Source organism: Fundicoccus ignavus (genome assembly GCF_009659375.1).
GTDB classification, from domain to species: domain Bacteria; phylum Bacillota; class Bacilli; order Lactobacillales; family Aerococcaceae; genus Fundicoccus; species Fundicoccus ignavus.
Genome location: NZ_WJQT01000011.1, coordinates 12,165 through 30,608, shown reverse-complemented (window position 1 = coordinate 30,608; position 18,444 = coordinate 12,165). Strand labels below are relative to the sequence as shown.

Annotated in this window: 15 protein-coding genes and 1 other annotated feature (1 of these 16 cut by a window edge); of the genes, 12 read left to right on the top strand and 3 right to left on the bottom strand. The window is 35.8% G+C overall.

Annotated features, from left to right (window positions below):
- The first annotated feature begins 68 nt into the window (after positions 1 to 68).
- The 5 genes from nrdR (at position 69) to thrS (ending at position 5,649) form a co-directional block, all read left to right on the top strand.
- On the top strand, positions 69 to 635 hold the full coding sequence (gene nrdR, locus GF867_RS08380) for a transcriptional regulator NrdR (RefSeq protein ID WP_153832656.1): 567 nt from the start codon (positions 69 to 71) through the stop codon (positions 633 to 635).
- Positions 619 to 2,187, top strand: coding sequence for a DnaD domain protein (locus tag GF867_RS08375; RefSeq protein ID WP_172973991.1), 1,569 nt, complete (start codon positions 619 to 621; stop codon positions 2,185 to 2,187). The genes nrdR and GF867_RS08375 overlap by 17 nt, the downstream gene beginning before the upstream one ends.
- Positions 2,153 to 3,085, top strand: coding sequence for a primosomal protein DnaI (gene dnaI / locus GF867_RS08370; RefSeq protein WP_253940787.1), 933 nt, complete (start codon positions 2,153 to 2,155; stop codon positions 3,083 to 3,085). Before GF867_RS08375 ends, dnaI begins: the two co-directional genes overlap by 35 nt.
- 35 nt (positions 3,086 to 3,120) lie before the next feature.
- Positions 3,121 to 3,327, top strand: a complete 207-nt coding sequence (locus GF867_RS08365) for a hypothetical protein (RefSeq protein ID WP_153832654.1) — start codon at positions 3,121 to 3,123, stop codon at positions 3,325 to 3,327.
- A 384-nt stretch (positions 3,328 to 3,711) separates the two neighbouring features.
- Positions 3,712 to 5,649, top strand: a complete 1,938-nt coding sequence (thrS, locus tag GF867_RS08360; RefSeq protein WP_153832711.1) for a threonine--tRNA ligase — start codon at positions 3,712 to 3,714, stop codon at positions 5,647 to 5,649.
- Between the two features lie 571 nt (positions 5,650 to 6,220).
- Here thrS and tnpA read toward each other — a convergent pair.
- Positions 6,221 to 6,691 carry an IS200/IS605 family transposase gene (tnpA, locus tag GF867_RS08355; protein ID WP_153832653.1) on the bottom strand — a complete coding sequence of 157 codons (471 nt, stop codon included), beginning with the start codon at positions 6,689 to 6,691 and terminating at the stop codon, positions 6,221 to 6,223.
- A gap of 179 nt (positions 6,692 to 6,870) precedes the next feature.
- Positions 6,871 to 8,097 (bottom strand): D-alanyl-D-alanine carboxypeptidase family protein, encoded by a 1,227-nt coding sequence (locus GF867_RS08350; RefSeq protein WP_253940786.1) that lies wholly within the window; start codon positions 8,095 to 8,097, stop codon positions 6,871 to 6,873.
- Between the two features lie 247 nt (positions 8,098 to 8,344).
- Between GF867_RS08350 and GF867_RS08345 the strand changes: the two genes are divergently transcribed.
- The 7 genes from GF867_RS08345 (at position 8,345) to GF867_RS08315 (ending at position 16,310) form a co-directional block, all read left to right on the top strand.
- A complete protein-coding gene (locus GF867_RS08345; protein ID WP_172972616.1) occupies positions 8,345 to 9,535 on the top strand; it encodes an O-antigen ligase family protein in 1,191 nt (396 codons plus the stop codon).
- A gap of 259 nt (positions 9,536 to 9,794) precedes the next feature.
- Entirely contained in the window at positions 9,795 to 10,304 is a 510-nt protein-coding gene (infC, locus tag GF867_RS08340; RefSeq protein ID WP_311453749.1) for a translation initiation factor IF-3, read from the top strand.
- Positions 10,305 to 10,364: 60 nt separating this feature from the next.
- Positions 10,365 to 10,562 (top strand): 50S ribosomal protein L35, encoded by a 198-nt coding sequence (rpmI, locus tag GF867_RS08335; RefSeq protein WP_153832650.1) that lies wholly within the window; start codon positions 10,365 to 10,367, stop codon positions 10,560 to 10,562.
- Positions 10,563 to 10,592: 30 nt separating this feature from the next.
- Positions 10,593 to 10,949, top strand: coding sequence for a 50S ribosomal protein L20 (rplT, locus tag GF867_RS08330; protein WP_153832649.1), 357 nt, complete (start codon positions 10,593 to 10,595; stop codon positions 10,947 to 10,949).
- Positions 10,950 to 11,992: 1,043 nt separating this feature from the next.
- Positions 11,993 to 12,676, top strand: coding sequence for an HD domain-containing protein (locus GF867_RS08325; protein WP_153832648.1), 684 nt, complete (start codon positions 11,993 to 11,995; stop codon positions 12,674 to 12,676).
- 121 nt (positions 12,677 to 12,797) lie between these two features.
- Positions 12,798 to 14,531 (top strand): ABC transporter ATP-binding protein, encoded by a 1,734-nt coding sequence (locus GF867_RS08320; protein WP_153832647.1) that lies wholly within the window; start codon positions 12,798 to 12,800, stop codon positions 14,529 to 14,531.
- Between the two features lie 12 nt (positions 14,532 to 14,543).
- A complete protein-coding gene (locus GF867_RS08315; RefSeq protein WP_153832646.1) occupies positions 14,544 to 16,310 on the top strand; it encodes an ABC transporter ATP-binding protein in 1,767 nt (588 codons plus the stop codon).
- A 691-nt stretch (positions 16,311 to 17,001) separates the two neighbouring features.
- Here the strand turns inward: GF867_RS08315 and GF867_RS08310 are convergent.
- A complete protein-coding gene (locus GF867_RS08310; RefSeq protein WP_153832645.1) occupies positions 17,002 to 18,168 on the bottom strand; it encodes an aminotransferase class I/II-fold pyridoxal phosphate-dependent enzyme in 1,167 nt (388 codons plus the stop codon).
- A gap of 122 nt (positions 18,169 to 18,290) precedes the next feature.
- Positions 18,291 to 18,444 (top strand) — a binding site (T-box leader); it runs 102 nt beyond the window's last position.

The window sequence follows — 18,444 nt, the reverse complement described above, 5'->3', positions numbered from 1 at the left end:
GTTAGGGTGTTTGTAGAATTAAATAGCTATGATAAAATAAAGATAAATATTGGAAGGGGGCGACGGTATTGGAATGTCCAAAATGTGGTCATCAACATTCAAAAGTAATTGATTCACGTCCATATGATGATGGCGCAGCAATCAGACGTAGACGAGAATGTTTAGCTTGTAGTTACCGTTTTAATACATATGAGCGTATTGAAAAATCACCATTGTTAGTGGTGAAACGAGATGGTACGCGTGAAGAATTTAATCGAAATAAGTTACTACGCGGTATTGTAAGGTCAGCTGAGAAAAGACCTATTACGCGCGAACAAATGGAAAACTTAGCCTATCAAGTGGAGAATGCAATTCGTGATGTAACGGATAAAGAAATCGAAACGAAACGAATTGGCGAATTTGTGATGCCGTTATTGATGGAACTAGACGAAGTAAGTTATATTCGCTTCGCAAGTGTTTACCGTGAATTTCAATCGCGTGAGATGTTCTTAAAAGAATTAGAAGCGATGAAGAAAGCGGGTTTAACGACATCAGATGAAGTAAACACTGATGAAGAAGTGACAGAAAACCAATTATCAAAATCGCCTTTAGATTCTGATGGATTGGAGAATAAGGCACATGAGTCAGAAGATTAATCCATTGCAACCTTTTCTGGTTAAGCATCAGAATAGTCTAGCTCCATTGCAGATGCAGAGTTTGATGCAATTATATCAACCAATTGTAGGGTCAACGGCTATTAGTTTGTACTTAACGCTATTAAACCAACCGTTAGAAACAGCTAATCAAAGTCAGCGAGTTCTGCATGCTCAATTGATTCAATTTATGAATGTGGGTATATCGGTTTGTGATGAAGCTAGACAACGTTTAGAAGCAGTAGGTTTATTAAGAACTTATCGTGACCGCAGTTCGCATGATGATTGGCGTTATCAAACCCTTTTATATGACTTGCAGCAACCTTTAGATATTCATCAGTTTTTAAACAACCCTTTACTGAGCACTACTTTGTTTAAGCAAATTGGTGATCAGGATTATTATCGACTTCTAAGAATGTGGCAGGTAGAAACAATTGATGCTGACCAATACACGGAAATTACGTCTAGTTTTCAAGATGTATTCTATTATGTGAAACAAGATGCAACAGAGGTGATTGAAGCTTCTTTGTTAGAGCGTCAATTTAAGCAACAAACTTCTGATGCTGAGGTGTCGGTTGTTAACGAACAATTCGATTATGCGAAGTTTTTACGTTTTATTATGTCTGAAGGCGTTGAGCATACTCAATTAACTCAAGTATTAAAAGAACATGTATTAACGACTAGCAAGACTTATGAATTGGATGAAGTTCAAATGATGCAAGTTGTCTTACTGGCAATCAATGATGTAACAGATCAAATTCAATTAGATAAAATTAAAGAAATTGCTGATAAAAAAACGTTCTTTGCTCAAAAACGTGCGCCACAAATGGCAGCAACACCAGAGACAAAATCATCAGAAAATGGCAATGACAGCACGAGCCCGCGTGACCTTAAAACGTTTCCTTTTGATTATACTGACGCTGAAATTAAACAACGTCATGCAGAATTAATTCAAGAGTTCCCTAATTTTACGGAAAAAGATATTCATTTAGTTGTTCTATGTGAGCAGATGCCTAATGATGCGTTCTTAGTACAAACAAAGGCCGCTAAAGGTGGTTTTGCCACTGATAATGAACAATTTTATGTTAGAGATTTGCTGACGAAAACTAATTTAGCGCCTGAAATTATTAACTTCTTAATTTACTACCTATTAGTGATCGAAAGCAAAGAAAGTGTTTATAAAGGTGACTTACAACGTACAGCAAGTGAGTGGCAACAGAATGCATTGAAAACAACTGGACATGCTATCGAATATTCAAGAAATAAAGCGCAAATGAAAGAAAAACAACAAGTGATGCAAGCGAAACAACGCACGAATTATCAACCTTATAAGCGTCGCAATCAACGTGAAGAAATAATTCCAGATTGGATGAAGAATAAGGAGCAAAATGCGGCAAGTGAAAAAGCAAATGTTCAAATGCCAAATAATCAAGGTACAGCTTCTCAAGCTAATCATAACTTAGCGGAAAACGAAGAAGCGATTAGAGCTCGCTTAGGTAAATTACTTGGAGAGGATGTGAATGGCAATGCAAACAATGCGTCAAATAATGACTGATGTGATTAAAAGAGTGGGGCATGGTGCACTTTTAGAAGAAACAGTGAAAGAAATATTTGCTTTTGATGCTGTTCAAGAATTTATCGAGCAACATCAAGAAGAAGTCTCTCAAGAAATGATCACAAACAGTATTTCAAAATTAAATGAATTTATGCTTGAGGTAAAAGCGATGAGAAGTGGTAACCCAGGACAAAATCCTGGGTTTACGCCAAAGTTATTCATTAATATTAACTACATTGATATAACGTATGTGCCAACGCAAGAATTTTTAGATTACACTGAAAAACGTAAACGTCGAGCATTATTAGATAATCGTATGATGTCTGCTGATGTTCGTCGAGCTCGTTTAAGTGATTTTGATATGGCGGGATCACCTGCTAGACAAACGTTGATGACAGAAGTGATCAAATTTATTGAAGCATATCAAGAAAATCCATTAGCGGCAAAAGGGCTCTATATTTCAGGACCTTTTGGAGTTGGAAAAACATTCTTGTTAGGTGCTTTAGCTAATGAATTAGTAAGAAAAAATGTGGCTGTAACGATGTTACATTATCCGACATTTTCTGCTGAGATTAAGAATACAATTAGTCAGAATACGACGCATGAAACGCTGAATACAATCAAGAAAGTACCAGTGTTGATGTTGGATGATATTGGAGCCGAAGCTAACTCTGCTTGGTTGCGAGATGAAGTATTAACCGTTATTCTGGAATATCGTATGAAAGAATCACTCGCAACGTTTTTCACTTCGAATTTCAATCTTAGAGAACTTGAAAGCCATTTGGCTCAGACACGAGACGGTGTTGAAGCAGTGAAAGCTGGACGAATCATGGAACGCGTTCACTTTTTAGCGAAAGAAATCCATTTTGATGGTGCAAATCGTCGTCATAAAGCTTAAGGATTGAAAGTTGCTTATAGAAAGGAGGAGTTGCATTGACTCCTAGAGGTAGTGAAGATTTTTTAAAAGAGAAGCGTTTTATTATCGTACATTTGGTGATTGCCTTAATCGTACAAATTATTGTGTTACTGAGCTATTATTTTAAAGAAAAGCAGACAATTTTAGCTTTTCCGATGATTTTAGGTATTCTTATCACACTGGCAACATTATATCGTATGATTCAATTTGGTAGACGTCGATAAAAATCAAATGTACTTGTTATTTCATGAAAATCATGTTATAACTAATTTATACGAAAAATAAGTAAGTGAAGACACCATATTAATTAGTTTTTGTTAAAGAGAGAGACGGGGGCTGCGACGTCTTACAAAGGATTATTATGACCACTTCACATTATGTCATTTGGAAAGTTTTTTAACGATTAAAGATGACCGTTGACTGATGCGTTAAATCAGCCGAGGTTAGAAATATAAGATATTTCTGACGAATTTTGGGTGGAACCACGTTTATAAAATTTCACGTCCCATTATCTATTTATAGATAGTGGGGCTTTTTTTGTCCTTATGTGGTCAGTAGGTTGAAAATTTTAAATTGATGTTATAGGGGGAACTATTTTGGAAAAAATTATGTTAACATTTCCTGATGGAAATCAAAGAGAATATGATAAGGGAATTACAACAGAAGCTGTTGCACAAGGGATTAGTAAGTCTCTGGGGAAAGCTGGTTTAGCTGGGAAATTTAATGGCGAATTAGTAGATTATAACCGACCTTTAGAAAGTGATGGTTCAATTGAAATCATTACAGAAGCTAGTGAAGATGCATTACAAATTGTGCGTCATTCAACTGCACACTTATTAGCACATGCTTTAACACGCTTATATCCAGGAATTCATTTTGGGGTTGGACCTGCGATTGATTCAGGCTTCTATTATGATACTGATAAAGAAGAACAAATTTCAGAAGAAGATTTACCGAAAATTGAGAAAGAAATGAAGAAAATTATTTCTCAAAATTATCCGATTGAGCGACGTGAAGTTTCTCGTGCCGAAGCGTTAGAAATTTTTGCTCAAGATCCTTATAAAGTAGAATTAATCGAAGCTTTACCAGAAGACGATATTATCACTGTTTACCAACAAGAAGATTTTGTTGATTTATGTCGTGGAATTCACGTGCCTTCAACAGGTAAAATTAAAATCTTTAAATTACTATCTTTAGCAGGTGCATACTGGCGTGGTAATTCAGATAATAAAATGATGCAACGTGTTTATGGGACAGCTTTCTTCAAACAAGCGGACTTAGATGAGTTCTTACGTTTGCGTGAAGAAGCCAAAGAAAGAGACCATCGTAAATTAGGTAAGGAATTAGGTTTATTCATGATTTCTCAAGAAGCGGGTTCTGGTTTACCATTCTGGTTACCAAAAGGTGCAACAATCCGTACTGCGATTGAGCGTTACATTATGGATAAAGAAATTGGCTTAGGCTATGATCATGTTTATACACCGATTATGGCTAAAACTGATTTATATAAAACATCAGGACATTGGGCTCATTATCAAGAAGATATGTTCCCGCCAATGGATATGGGCGATGGTGAAATGTTAGTCTTACGTCCAATGAACTGTCCACACCATATGTTAATTTATAAAAATGATGTTCACTCATACCGTGAATTACCAATCCGTATTGCTGAATTAGGTATGATGCACCGTTATGAAAAATCAGGTGCTTTGTCTGGTTTACAACGTGTACGTGAAATGACTTTAAATGATGCGCATATTTTTGTTCGTCCAGATCAAATTAAAGATGAGTTTAAGCGTGTCTTGAAATTAATTGCGGATGTTTATGATGACTTTAATATTACAGATTATCGTTTCCGTCTAAGCTACCGTGATCCTGAAGATAAGGAAAAATACTTCGATGACGACGCAATGTGGGAAAAAGCACAAGCGATGTTAAAAGAAGCGATGGATGAATTAGGGTTAGAATACTTCGAAGCAATTGGTGAAGCAGCATTCTACGGACCAAAACTAGATGTTCAATTTAAAACAGCGGTCGGCTTAGAAGAAACAATGTCGACTGTACAATTAGACTTCTTGTTACCAGAGCGTTTTGACTTAACATATATGGGTGAAGATGGTTTAGACAACCACCGTCCAGTTGTTATCCACCGTGGTGTTGTTTCTACTATGGAACGTTTTGTGGCTTACTTAATCGAAGAGTACAAAGGGGCATTCCCAACTTGGTTAGCACCAGTTCAAGCTGTTTTATTACCTGTTAACTTAGATGCACATGGTGACAAAGTAGAAGAGATTTACCATGATCTTAAAGCTAAAGGTTACCGTGTTGAAATGGACTTGCGTAATGAAAAATTAGGCTATAAAATTCGTCAAGCTCAAACTTCAAAAGTTCCTTACCAAATTGTTATTGGTGATGAAGAAGTTGAGAATGGCACAGTTAATATTCGTCCATATGGCTCAAGTAAATCAGAAAGTTTAGCTTATGCTGACTTTGTTGAGAAGTTAACGGCTGATATTGATAGAAAAAGCCGTCCGCTTGAAGCTTAATTAAATTATAAACTTGTAAAATAGTGCTGGTGATCAATCATTAGCACTATTTTTTTGCAATATAACCTAAAATCCCGCACTCCTAACGAGGCGGGATTTTTATTTTGAGGTAACGGGGATTCTTCGCGTAGCTTATTGTTTATCAAAGGTTGCAGCCGCTTTTGTAGCCTCATTGGAATTTCGTGCTTTTCCAGCTCAATTGGCTATGTTCTGTCTACATCGCTTTGCTCGTAGTTAGAGCAAGTTGTGTAGAGTGCCCATTATGCCGCTTGGGAAAACAATTCGTTGAAGTGCTCTTAGTATTTCAATAAATGTGATGCTGTGTTACCAAGTTAAAACTTCTAAATTGAATTTAAAGGTCACAAACTTAATCAAGGCTTTCTTAAAAGGATTAAAAAATTAGGCTGTATAATTTTAATGAAATATTTGGTGAAAGCATAATCAAAACCACCAGTGTGAACTGGTGGTTTGCTCTTCGGCTGGAAGCCTCTGTTGCCGGCCTTGGCCTAAAAGGCCTACTGAAAAGGTCTCCTTCTGCACCACACTCACGCGCTGATTCTAAAGAATCCTTTTATTTTTTCTTGTTTTTTGCTCCAGTAAATGGATCGAACTCCTCAAACAGTGTCAATTGATCACTCATGTAGTCATCGTTTAACTGATCTCTTATATACTGCTGAATCTGCTCTTTATTTCTGCCCACTGTATCTACAAAATATCCACGACACCAAAATTTACGATTACCATAGCGATATTTCAAATTAGCATGGCGATCAAATATCATCAAGCTACTCTTCCCTTTTAAGTAACCCATAAATTGAGAGATACTTAGTTTGGGTGGAATGCTGACTAGGAGATGAATATGATCGCGACAAGCATTAGCTTCGTGAATCTCAACGCCTTTACGCTCACAAAGTTCTCTGATTATCTGACCAATGCTTTGTCGATACTTACCGTAAATAATTTGTCTTCTGTATTTCGGTGCGAAAACAATGTGATACTTACATCTCCATCTTGTATGTGCTAAACTACTCTTGTCCTGCATGGGACTACCTCCTTTTAACATGAATGTGGCGGTCGGGAAACCAGCCATATTCTAGCATAAAAGGAGGTGTTTTTGTCCCCACGCTGGAAGCTCTCCGGAACCCCCGGCATAGCCAGGGGTTTTCGAAAACATAAAAAAAGATTGTCGTAAATGAATACGACAATCTTGAGATTTTAATGTTATTGGAATATATTGAATAAATTACGCATAAAATTAGTAACTGGTGAATCGCGACGATTTTCTAATTCTATACCTTGTTCAGCTAATTCCGCTTGAGCGTTTTCTTCAGATAATTTAGCTAATTCTGCTTCACGTTCTTCGCGTGTTAAGTGTTTGTTGCTTGCTAGACCCTCTAGTTGATATAAATCAGGATAATCTAGTAGTGCATCTAGAAGAATTTCTGTTTCCCAATAAGTAGTGACTGCAAGGCCATCTTCACGGTCGAATAAGCCCATAACAACCGCAATAACTTTGCGACCATTTTCAGTACTAGTTGAAACAAAGTTACGACCAGCTGCATCGGTCATACCAGATTTTAAACCAGTGATACCTTCACGACCATATGCTTGACCGTCTAGTAATAGATTTGTTGTGTAGAAAACTTGTTCATTTTCTGTACCTTCTGCAAATACATATTCGTATTTAGAGGTGATGTCTAATAATGCTGGATATGTTTCAACGACATATTGGCTCATTAAAGCTACATCTGCAGCAGACATTTTATTCTCGCTATTCTCGTTTGAACCTTCAATCCATAATTCTTCAGGTAAATATAAGTTTGGAATACCAGAAACAGTATAGAACTCAAAATTAGTAAAGCCCCAATCTGTTAATTGTACGCGAATTGCTTGAACAGCTGCTTGTTCGCTACCATAAATTTCCCATAATAGTGCTGAAGTTGCATCATTACCTGATAAAAACATTACACCGTGAATTAGGTCCTCAACGCTATATTCTTCGCCGGCATATAATCCAACCGCTGACATTTCAGGGTTAAAAGAAAAGTAATCTTCTATTTCTTGAGGAATAGTGATTTTTGTATCTAAAGCGAGTTTACCTTCGTCAATTGCTTTATAGACCATGTACATAGCCATAACTTTAGACATTGAGGCGATCGGATAAGGAACATTTGCTTCTTGCTGAGCAAGAATTTTGTTTGTTTCGGTATCAACGACAACATAAGAACGAGCATCAATATTTGAAGCATACCAGTCTAATAACTCTTGTGGATAGTTTTCAGGTGTTTCGATTGCTTCATATTGTGTGATTTCTTGGATGTCTTTTGAAAGGTTTGGAATTTTTGTGATATTTTCAACCTGTGCTGATGCTGTTACACCAACAGAAAGAACGCTCATACTTAGTATTGAGCTGAGCACCAAGTTTCTTAACTTTTGCTTTACTGACAAAACGTACGCCTCCTAAAATGAATTCTTTTCTATTATAACGAAAGGAGACTTGTTTTCCAAGTATTTGCCGAATGAAATACTAATCTTAATTATTTTGCAAACTATTATTATTCATTAAGTTTTAATGAAAATATAACTTAATGATTGGGAAGAAATGTAAATTATGCTAAGATAAGTAAATAACTATTTATTTCTGATAATTTTTGAATTTAATACTTAAGAAGTATTTTGATAAGGAGGGGCAATGATGGGCTCATCTACAAAAGCTCTGAAACAATTTTTAGCAGAGCATGATGTGATGATTCTGGGGATTATTGCAGCTGCAATTGCAATCCTGTTCCCGTTTTTTTTTGGTGCACCTATTTTAATTGTAATTTTAGGCAGTTTTATTTGGTTGGACCGCAAACAATTTAAACAAACAATTGCTGAGTTAGGTTGGGTAGGTATATTTATCGTTTATTCGTTAATAGTATCTGCGATAAACCGTAATTTAATCGGTGTATTAGCTACTGTAGCCGTCGCGCTTATCGCACTGTTCTTTGTGTATTATAGACGTAAGTTAAACGCTGAATTGTATGTTTTATTATTAAAGATATTCTGTTGGGGTAGTATACCGCTAGCAATCATGGCACTTTATCAGTACTTGAATTATGCTTATACTCACGGTTACGATATGTTTTATATTTTTAAATACCATAATATACAAACAAGAGCGGAAGCGACATTCTTTAATGCAAATTATTATGGCTTATATTGCGTTTTTGCTATAACGATTGCAATCTACTTATTTAAAAGAAGTAATTTTAAACATACGAAGCTAATGTCATTATTAGTATTTTTATTGAATACGGTTAGCATTATCTTAACAGCTTCGCGTTGGTTACTTCCAACAATTGTTGTAGCGATTGTCTGGTTAGTTTTCTTTTTAAATCGTAAATATGCTTTGATTGCAATGGTTGTGAGTGCTGTTGGTTTAGTTTTATTATTGTTTAATCCTGAAATTTTACCAAGATTAACGACGTTAGCTTATGCATTTGAAGATCGATTTATTATTTGGGATACGGGTTGGCGTATATTCTTAACCAATCCACTTATTGGTCGAGGAGCCATGAGTTACGTTAATTATTACTATCTTTTTGTTGATGAAGGTAAAATGCATGCACACCAATTATTGATTGATACTTTAGCAAACTTTGGCTTGTATGGGCTAATGCTTATATGTGTGAGTTTTTCCGGATATCTCAGAGAAACGTTGTCTGTCATAAATGATCGTACGATTCGTTCAGAGATAGGATTAATAACAAGTTTTATTGTAATTGTTTTATTTCACGGATTGATGGATATGGCAATATTCTGGTTGCAAACTGGCTTTATTTTCTTAGTCGTTATCTTAGTACCAATCAGTATATTGAGAAAAGTCGCTGAAATTGAAATTTAAATTGAATAAGGTCTTGCAATTTAGCGAGAGGCATGTTAATATATAAAAGTTGAGAAAACAAGTAGGAACATGCCGTTTCTCGCCAAGTGATGAATTGCTTGGCAAATAAACATTTTTAACATACTAATTTATGTGTATGTGTATATGTTTATGTAGTTACGGCGAGTTTATTTTTAATAAACTGGCCTTTTTATTTTGCCTAAATTCTATTTGTTAGATCATAAAATTATGGAGGTGGAAATCTATCGTTAAGGAATTAATAATTAACGAAGACATCCGTGCACGTGAATTGCGTGTAATTAGTGGAGATGGCGAGCAAATTGGAGTGAAATCTCTAAGTGACGCCCTAACCATTGCGGAATCTTTCGGATTAGATTTAGTACTTATGTCACCTAATGCCAAACCACCCGTTGCAAAAATCATGGATTATGGAAAGTATCGTTATGAAATGCAGAAAAAAGAAAAAGAGCAACGTAAAGCTCAAAAAATTGTTTCTGTAAAAGAAGTACGTTTAAGTCCAACCATTGATGATCATGATTATCAAACAAAATTGCGACAAGCAATTAAATTCTTAGAGAGTGGCGACAAAGTTAAAGCGAGCATTCGTTTTAGAGGTCGTGCAATTACTCATAAAGGATTAGGTAAAGATGTACTTGAGGACTTTATCGACGATACGAAAGATCTTTCAACGGTCGAAGTAAGGCCAAAAATGGAAGGACGCAGCATGTTTATCTTGCTTGCGCCAATCGCATCAAAAGACGCTGAATAAGCATCAATAATGTCACACTGTTTCATTTGAATGAAGCGGCTATCAACAGGAGGAATTATCATGCCAAAACAAAAAACTCACCGTGGACTAGCTAAACGTGTTAAGAAAACTGGTTCTGGTAAATTAAAACGTTCTAGAGCGTTTACAAGTCACCGTTTCCACGGTAAAACTAAAAAACAACGTCGTCAATTGCGTCATGCTACTACAGTTAGCGCTGGGGACTTCAAACGTATTAAACAACAAATCGCAGCACTATAATCGAACAAGGATTTCAAGGAGGAATAAATCATGGCACGTGTTAAAGGTGGATACGTTACGCGTCAACGTCGTAAACGTACAATTAAATTAGCAAAAGGTTATTACGGAGCTAAGAGCATTAGCTTCAAGATGGCTAAGCAACAAGTTATGAAATCATATACTTACGCTTACCGTGACCGTCGTCAGAAAAAACGTGATTTCCGTCGTTTATGGATTACACGTATTAACGCAGCAGCTCGTATGAACGGCTTAAGCTACAGCGTTTTAATGAACGGTTTGAAAAAAGCTGGTATCGAAGTTAACCGTAAAATGTTAGCTGATTTAGCAGTAAACGATGCAGCAGCATTCACTGCTTTAGCTGAACAAGCTAAACAAGCATTAGCATAAATCTAACTTTGAAATCCCTACATCTGTAGGGGTTTTTTCTTTTGTAAGGGATGATAAGTTTTATGTTGATTTACCAGACTTAGTATTCGCTTTGCTCGTAGTCAGAGCAAGCTCGTCGATTGAAATTTGCACCGCTTTTGAAAACAATTACTGAGCTATGATGGCATTTCAACCAAACTGAAGCTATATTATCAAGTTAAAAATACTGAATGAAATTTAAAAGTTGCAGACAAAAAAATTTGGAGGATATTTTTTTAATCATGTTCGAGTTCTTAAAACTGGAACACGATTTACTACCTATCGTGCTCGAGTTATTGAAACTGAGACATGATTCAAAGCTTTTCTGTAATAATCGTGTTTGAGTTCTTAAAACTGGGACACGATACGCTACCTATCGTGCTCGAGTTATTGAAACTGAGACATGATTCAAAGCTTTTCTGTAATAATCGTGTTTGAGTTCTTAAAACTGGAACACGATTCGCTACCTATCGTGCTCGAGTTATTGAAATTGAGACATGATTCAAAGCTTTTCTGTAATAATCGTGTTTGAGTTCTTAAAACTAGGACACGATTTACTACCTATCGTGCTCGAGTTATTGAAACTGAGACATGATTCAAAGCTCTCATATTTTATAAGAGAGTATAAATTTAGCTTTGAATGAATAGATTTTATTTCGGTCATCGCAATTATTTTCCAAGGCGCTAGTCGCTTTAAATGACTCGGTGAGGCAGGTTATTTTGTATCTCAATCGACGAGAAATTGTTTAATTTCCTTCGATCATAGTCAAATTAGCTTCATTAATTGCCTATTAAATGTACTGCAATGGTAAAACTCTATGGCAGGCTACGCATAGTAGTTCAACTAAAATCATGATAATTAATTAAGTAAAAAAAATTTAAACTAAGATTATATTACTTTGGATATAACCAAAGTTTGCTTGTTGAGATATGATTTGAATAAAATTAAAAAGCTGATATTGATAATGTCACTTTTTCATCAACTCTGTTAAACTGGTGTAGATATAACCGAAATGGGGGAAACTATGGAAGATATTAATCAAATAAATGAGTTGAACCAAAATGAAATATACATTGTGGAAGCAACAAAAAACTATGTGTTTGAACAGTTAAAAGATGATACTAGTGGTCATGATTGGTGGCATATCCATCGAGTGGTAAGTAATACAATCAAATTAGCCCGACTTGAAAAAACAGCCAATATGTTTATTTGTGTGATGGCAGCTTTGTTACATGACGTTATCGATGATAAATTAGTTGAGGATGAAGTAGAAGCGGTAGAAGCCGTTAAACAATTTATGACTGAACAATCTGTTGCGACTGAAGAACAAGCTTCTATACTCTCGATTATTTGTCATATGTCATTTAAAGGAGGGCAACAAGCACCTTTATCTACTATTGAAGGTTTTGTTGTTCAAGATGCTGATCGACTTGATGCAATTGGAGCGATTGGTATTGCGCGCACAATCTATTATTCTGGTTATAAAGGACGTCCAATCCACGATCCGGATTTGAAACCACGAGAAAACATGTCTTTGGAGGAGTATCGTAATGGTAAAGATACGGCCATCTTGCATTTTTATGAAAAACTTTTTAAGTTAAAAGATTTGATGAATACTGAAAGTGGACGTCAGATAGCAGAGGGGCGCCATGCATATTTAGTGGGGTATTTGGAGCAGTTCTACGCAGAATGGGATGCTGAAAGATAGTTACTCTTTACCAATATGTTCTTGCTTGACTTATGCTTAAAGATACTGTTAGACTAATCTTTGGAATTTTCTGGAGCACTTATAGTGCTCTTTATCTATTTAATTAATAAGGAGGTAAGTAATGAATTATATTTGGACTTATTTAAAAAGATACCCTAAGTATATTGTGATTGATTTTGTGATGGGAATGTCTTCTGTTTTAATCAACTTAGGTTTACCTACTATCTTTGCGTATATTATTGATAAGGCTATTATACCTGAAGATACTCAACTGCTTTATCGTTTAGGTGCGTTAATGTTGGCTGTTATTGTAGCGGGAGCAGCAGGGCGCATTATGTTAAGTTATGTCGCAAGTAAATTGACAACACTGATGATAAAGGATATGAGAAATGATTTATATGATAAAGTACAATTGTTTTCACATCATGAGTATGAACAAATAGGTGTTTCTTCATTAGTAACGAGAATTACTAATGATGCCTTTGTACTAATGCAATTTGCTGAAATGTCATTGCGTTTAGGTGTTATTTCACCAATGATGTTTATTGGTAGTATTATTATGATTATTCTAACGTCCCCGTCATTAGCTTGGTTTATGTTAGCTGCTCTACCAATTTTAGCGTTTGTCATTTATTTTATTGCAAAAAAATCAAGACCATTGTCTGAAGTGCAACAAACATCTTTAGATAACATTAACCAGTATGCACGTGAGAATTTAATGGGGTTGCGAGTGATTCGTGCTTTTACAAGAGAAAAATTTCAAGAGGATCGCTTTAAGAATGAAGTTGAAGATTATGCTTCAATTTCTGGTCGTTTATTCAAGTTAATGGGAGTGGCGTCGCCAGCATTCTTCCATATAATTATTTGGATGATTGTTTTAATTTTCTGGTTTGCCTTGAAGCCAATTGAAGCTGGCGAATTACAGGTTGGGAATTTAGTTGCTTTTATTGAGTATGTTTTTCATGCTTTATATTCATTTTTAATGTTCTCGAATATGTTTATGATGTATCCAAGAATGTCAGTTTCAGCTAAACGTTTAGAGGAAATAATGGATATGCCTATTTCAATCGAACCTAATCTAGATGGCATTACAGAAACTGAAACACGAGGTTATTTAGAGTTTGATAATGTGACATTTGCTTATCCAGGTGAAACAGAGAATCCTGTTTTGCATAATATTAGTTTTAAAACTAAACCTGGTGAAATTATTGCATTTATCGGTAGTACAGGAAGCGGTAAATCAACTTTAGTTCAATTAATTCCGCGTTTCTTCGATGTGACAATCGGAAGAATTCTGGTAGATGGTGTGGATGTTCGTAAGTATAATTTGAATGCCTTACGTCAAAAGGTTGGGTTTATTCCACAAAAAGCTTTGTTGTTTACTGGAACAATTGGAGACAATTTACGTTATGGTAAATATCATGCGACTGACAAAGAACTGGAGCGTGCAACAGATGTCGCTCAAGCAAAAGACTTTGTTGAGAAAACACAAGAGCGTTATCATTCATTTTTAGCAGAGGGTGGTAGTAACTTATCGGGTGGTCAAAAACAAAGGTTATCAATTGCTCGTGCTTTAGTTAAGAAACCGGACATTTATGTGTTTGATGATAGTTTCTCAGCGCTTGATTATAAGACTGATGCAGAATTACGTCGACGTTTGAAAGAAATTACGACCGAAGCCACAACTGTGATTGTTGCGCAACGTGTCACATCGATTATGAATGCTGATCAAATCATTGTATTAGATAAAGGTGAAATGGTAGGGCATGGTACGCATGATGAACTACTGGCAAACAATGAGATTTATCGTGCAATTGCAGAATCACAAATTAAAAATGCTTCGTTAGGAGAATAGGAGGTGACGAAAATGAAAACAAATAATGTAATTACAAAAATTTGGCGTTATTTACGTCACTATAAAGGATCGCTATTCTTATCATTTTTCATGGTGTTTCTTTCGGTTGCAATGACTGTTATTGAACCCTTTATGTTAGGTTTAGCAATTACTGAATTAAGTAGTAACTTAATAGAGATGGCTAGAGGAGTCGAAGGTGCTGGGATAAATTATGACTATATTTTCTGGGTTCTAGTGTTGTATACATTGCGTGGTTTAGTCAATCAATTTACGACATTCGGCTCAAACTACTTTATTACAATCGCCGTCCAAAATATGGTTCGAGATTTGAGAAATGATATTATTCATAAAATAAATTTGATCCCTGTTTCTTATTATGACCGTAATCAATTTGGGAATATTTTAGGACGCATTACAAGCGATGTGGAGTCTGTTTCGAACGCTCTACAACAAAGTTTGCTGCAAATTGTTAATGCGATTCTTTCGATTGTGTTTGTTTCAGCTATGATGCTGTGGTTAAATTGGAAATTAGCTATAATAATCCTCATAAGTATGCCGGTTTCCTATTTGGTAGCCCGTTATGTCGTAAAATTATCACAACCACATTTTAAAGCTCAAGCTGATGCTTTGGGACGTTTAAATGGTTTTGTTCAAGAAAGTTTTACTGGGTTTAACGTCATCAAATTGTATAGTCGTGAACAACAATCAAGTAAAGACTTCCAAAAAATCACGGAAGACTTACAAACAGTTGGATTTAAGGCTAGTTTCTTATCAGGGATGATGATGCCTTTAGTAAGTGTTGTGTCACACATTACTTACTTGCTTGTAGTGCTCGTAGGTGGAGCGTTAACAATTGCTGGGCGTTTGACGCTAGGTAATTTACAAGCATTCACGCAATATGTTAACCAAGTTAGTCAACCGATTCAGTTAATTTCTCAATTGTCTGGACCACTCCAAAGTGCTAGTGCGGCAATTAATCGTATCTATGAAGTGTTAGATCAAGAAGAAGAGCCTAATCAAGTATCTGCTAGCTTTGATAAGGAAGTAGCAGGTCATGTAACCTTTGAGAATGTCTCTTTCCAATATGTTGAGAATAAGCCATTAATCCGCGATTTCAATGTCGAAGTAAAACCTGGTGAAATGGTTGCGATTGTAGGGCCAACTGGTGCTGGTAAAACAACGATGATTAACTTATTAATGCGTTTCTATGATGTTACAAAAGGCGCAATTAAGGTTGATGGAATTGATATTCGAGATTTATCAAGAAAAGAACTGAGATCTCAATTTGGAATGGTTTTACAAGATGCTTGGTTATTCGAAGGTAGTATTAAAGAAAACCTACGCTTTGGTAAGTTGGACGCAACAGATGATGAAATTGTTGAAGCTGCTAAAGCTGCTAATGTGGATCATTTTATTCGCACTTTGCCAGGTGGCTATGATATGAAGATGAACCAAGAATCATCTAATATATCATTGGGGCAAAAGCAGTTACTGACAATAGCACGCGCCTTATTATCAGATCCAAAAATTCTAATTCTTGACGAAGCGACTAGTTCGGTTGATACTCGTCTAGAGCAACTCATTCAGAAAGCAATGAGCCGCTTAATGGAAGGTCGTACAAGTTTTGTGATTGCCCATCGTTTATCTACTATTCAGGAAGCTGATAAAATCTTAGTGATGGATAATGGACAAATTATTGAACAAGGTAACCATGAAACACTTTTAGAACAAAAAGGTTTCTACTACGACTTATACCAAAGTCAATTTAACAATAATTAATAATAAACAAGAAAAAAAGCGTGTCTTGCCAAACGTTTGGCAAGACACGCTTTTTTTGTCATATAAGGTTTTATAAGTTTTATGTTGATTTACCAAGCGTTGTAATTCGCTTAGCTTATTGTTTTCCAAGGCGGTGGTCGCCTTCAAAGCCTCACTGAAGTTAGTGCTTTTCCAGCTCAATCGGCTAGGTTCTGTCTAATTCGCTATGCTCAAAGTCAGAGCAAGCTATTCTATTAGTAGCGATGGATTGCCCTTTATACCGCTTTGGAAAGCAAGTCGCTGATCTACATTAAGTATTCCAACAAAAGTGATGATGCATTATCAAGTTAAGACTGCTAAACGAAATTAAATGTTCTCGTACTCATCCGAGGTTTTCTGATAGTATATGGAATTATAAGTTTTCGCTGGCTTAATGATATTTGAGTCTCGTTTTTCGTCAGATAGAGTAGTTAAATCAGCCAAAATCTAATTCAATGTTCAAACTCGCGGTTTGAGTTTGAACGTTGAGGGCTTCAAACATCAAACTCAGAAGCCGAGTTTAAACATTAAAAGGGAAGTATCACCTGTAAGGTGATATCAAATTAATGATTTGTCATGAGTGATAATAGATTTATAACTAGTTCAATTTCCATGCAGCATTTTTGTTAGTATAGCTTGAGGAAACCAGCTAGGCGGTATCATAATTTAAAATTTATTGGTATAAATCTTTAAATTGAGCTAAGCGTTCTAAATAAATTTTCAAATTTTCTGTACTCGATACATAGCTCGTTCTGAAATAACCTTGTCCTGCTTGACCGAAAACTGAACCTGGAGTCGTCGCTACTTGGACTTTTTCAGCTAAAGCCACACAGAAATCGACATCACTGCCGTTAAACCATGAGGGAACTTTAGTAAATAAGTAAAAGGCCCCAGCTGCTAAAACAGACTCAAAACCTAACGCTTCCATCCCAGCAAATAATAAATCTCTTCGCTCCTGATAAGATTGTTTCATCATTTGAATAGCGGCGTCACTACGTGGACTATAGGCTTCAATACTGGCATATTGAACTTGAGTAGTTGGTGAAGTAACAACTGCTTGATGTAAGGGATAAAAAGCATTTAATAATTCTGCTGGTCCAGCTAAAAAGGCAGACCGCCAACCTGTCATTGCGTGTGATTTAGATGCACCATTAACGAGTAGTGTTTGATCTGGAATAAAGCTTGCAATTGAAGTGTGGCTAGATTCGTATGAAAATTCTGAATAAACTTCATCCGCAATCACAAATATTTGATGCTTTTTAATAATTGCTGCTAACTCTTTGATTTCTTCAGCTGAATAGGTAACACCTGTAGGGTTGGTGGGGAAATTAAAAACGAGTGCTTTAACGTTACTATTCTCCAAGATTGCCTTTTCTAGCTGATCTGGCGTTAGTTTAAAATCAGATTTTGAAACGTCAATTGGAACAGTCTCGCCGCCGGCAAGAACTATTTGAGTTTGATAAATCACATAACTAGGGTCAACGACTAAAATTTGATCGCTTGGATTGATTAGGCCAATCAGTGCCAGATATAAGGCTTCAGTAGCACCAGCAGTAACAATGATTTCATCTTCTGCTGAATAATCTAATAGATACTTTCGCTTTAAATAGTGACTGATTTCTTCTCTTAACTCAAGAACACCTCTAGAATGAGAATAGAAACTTTGGTTAGCTTGAATAGATGCAATGGCAGCTTCTTTAATATTTTCTGGTGTAGGGAAGTCTGGTTCGCCGATATTAAAGGCAATTAGACCTTCGATGTGACTAATTCGGTCGTTAAATGTACGGATTTCATTTTCAGGTGCAGCTTTAACATGTTGATTAATAGAGTGATAATTCATTGGATAAGGTCCTTTCTGAAATAAATTAATAAAAATAGTGTATCATAATTGGGTTTAAAATGAAAAACAAATTAAAAAAAGCTTGCATTATTAAAATGAATCTATTATACTAGGTATAAATATTAAATGCGAAGACGTGAAAAGTATATTTATAACATTTTATAGAGAACTCATGCTTGGTGGAAGTGAGTATTTGGCGTAAATAGAAAATGGCCACTGAGCAGTCATTCTGAATGCAAGTCAATAAGGATGAACGGATGCAACCGTTAAAATGCC

Excerpts from the sequence above, each read along its gene's own strand:
- GF867_RS08310 (WP_153832645.1), bottom strand. The coding sequence starts at position 18,168 with ATGAATTATCACTCTATTAATCAACATGTTAAAGCTGCACCTGAAAAT.
- GF867_RS08345 (WP_172972616.1), top strand. The coding sequence starts at position 8,345 with ATGGGCTCATCTACAAAAGCTCTGAAACAATTTTTAGCAGAGCATGAT.
- rpmI (WP_153832650.1), top strand. The coding sequence starts at position 10,365 with ATGCCAAAACAAAAAACTCACCGTGGACTAGCTAAACGTGTTAAGAAA.
- dnaI (WP_253940787.1), top strand. The coding sequence starts at position 2,153 with ATGGCAATGCAAACAATGCGTCAAATAATGACTGATGTGATTAAAAGA.
- thrS (WP_153832711.1), top strand. The coding sequence starts at position 3,712 with ATGTTAACATTTCCTGATGGAAATCAAAGAGAATATGATAAGGGAATT.
- GF867_RS08320 (WP_153832647.1), top strand. The coding sequence starts at position 12,798 with ATGAATTATATTTGGACTTATTTAAAAAGATACCCTAAGTATATTGTG.
- tnpA (WP_153832653.1), bottom strand. The coding sequence starts at position 6,691 with ATGCAGGACAAGAGTAGTTTAGCACATACAAGATGGAGATGTAAGTAT.
- rplT (WP_153832649.1), top strand. The coding sequence starts at position 10,593 with ATGGCACGTGTTAAAGGTGGATACGTTACGCGTCAACGTCGTAAACGT.
- GF867_RS08315 (WP_153832646.1), top strand. The coding sequence starts at position 14,544 with ATGAAAACAAATAATGTAATTACAAAAATTTGGCGTTATTTACGTCAC.
- GF867_RS08375 (WP_172973991.1), top strand. The coding sequence starts at position 619 with ATGAGTCAGAAGATTAATCCATTGCAACCTTTTCTGGTTAAGCATCAG.
- GF867_RS08325 (WP_153832648.1), top strand. The coding sequence starts at position 11,993 with ATGGAAGATATTAATCAAATAAATGAGTTGAACCAAAATGAAATATAC.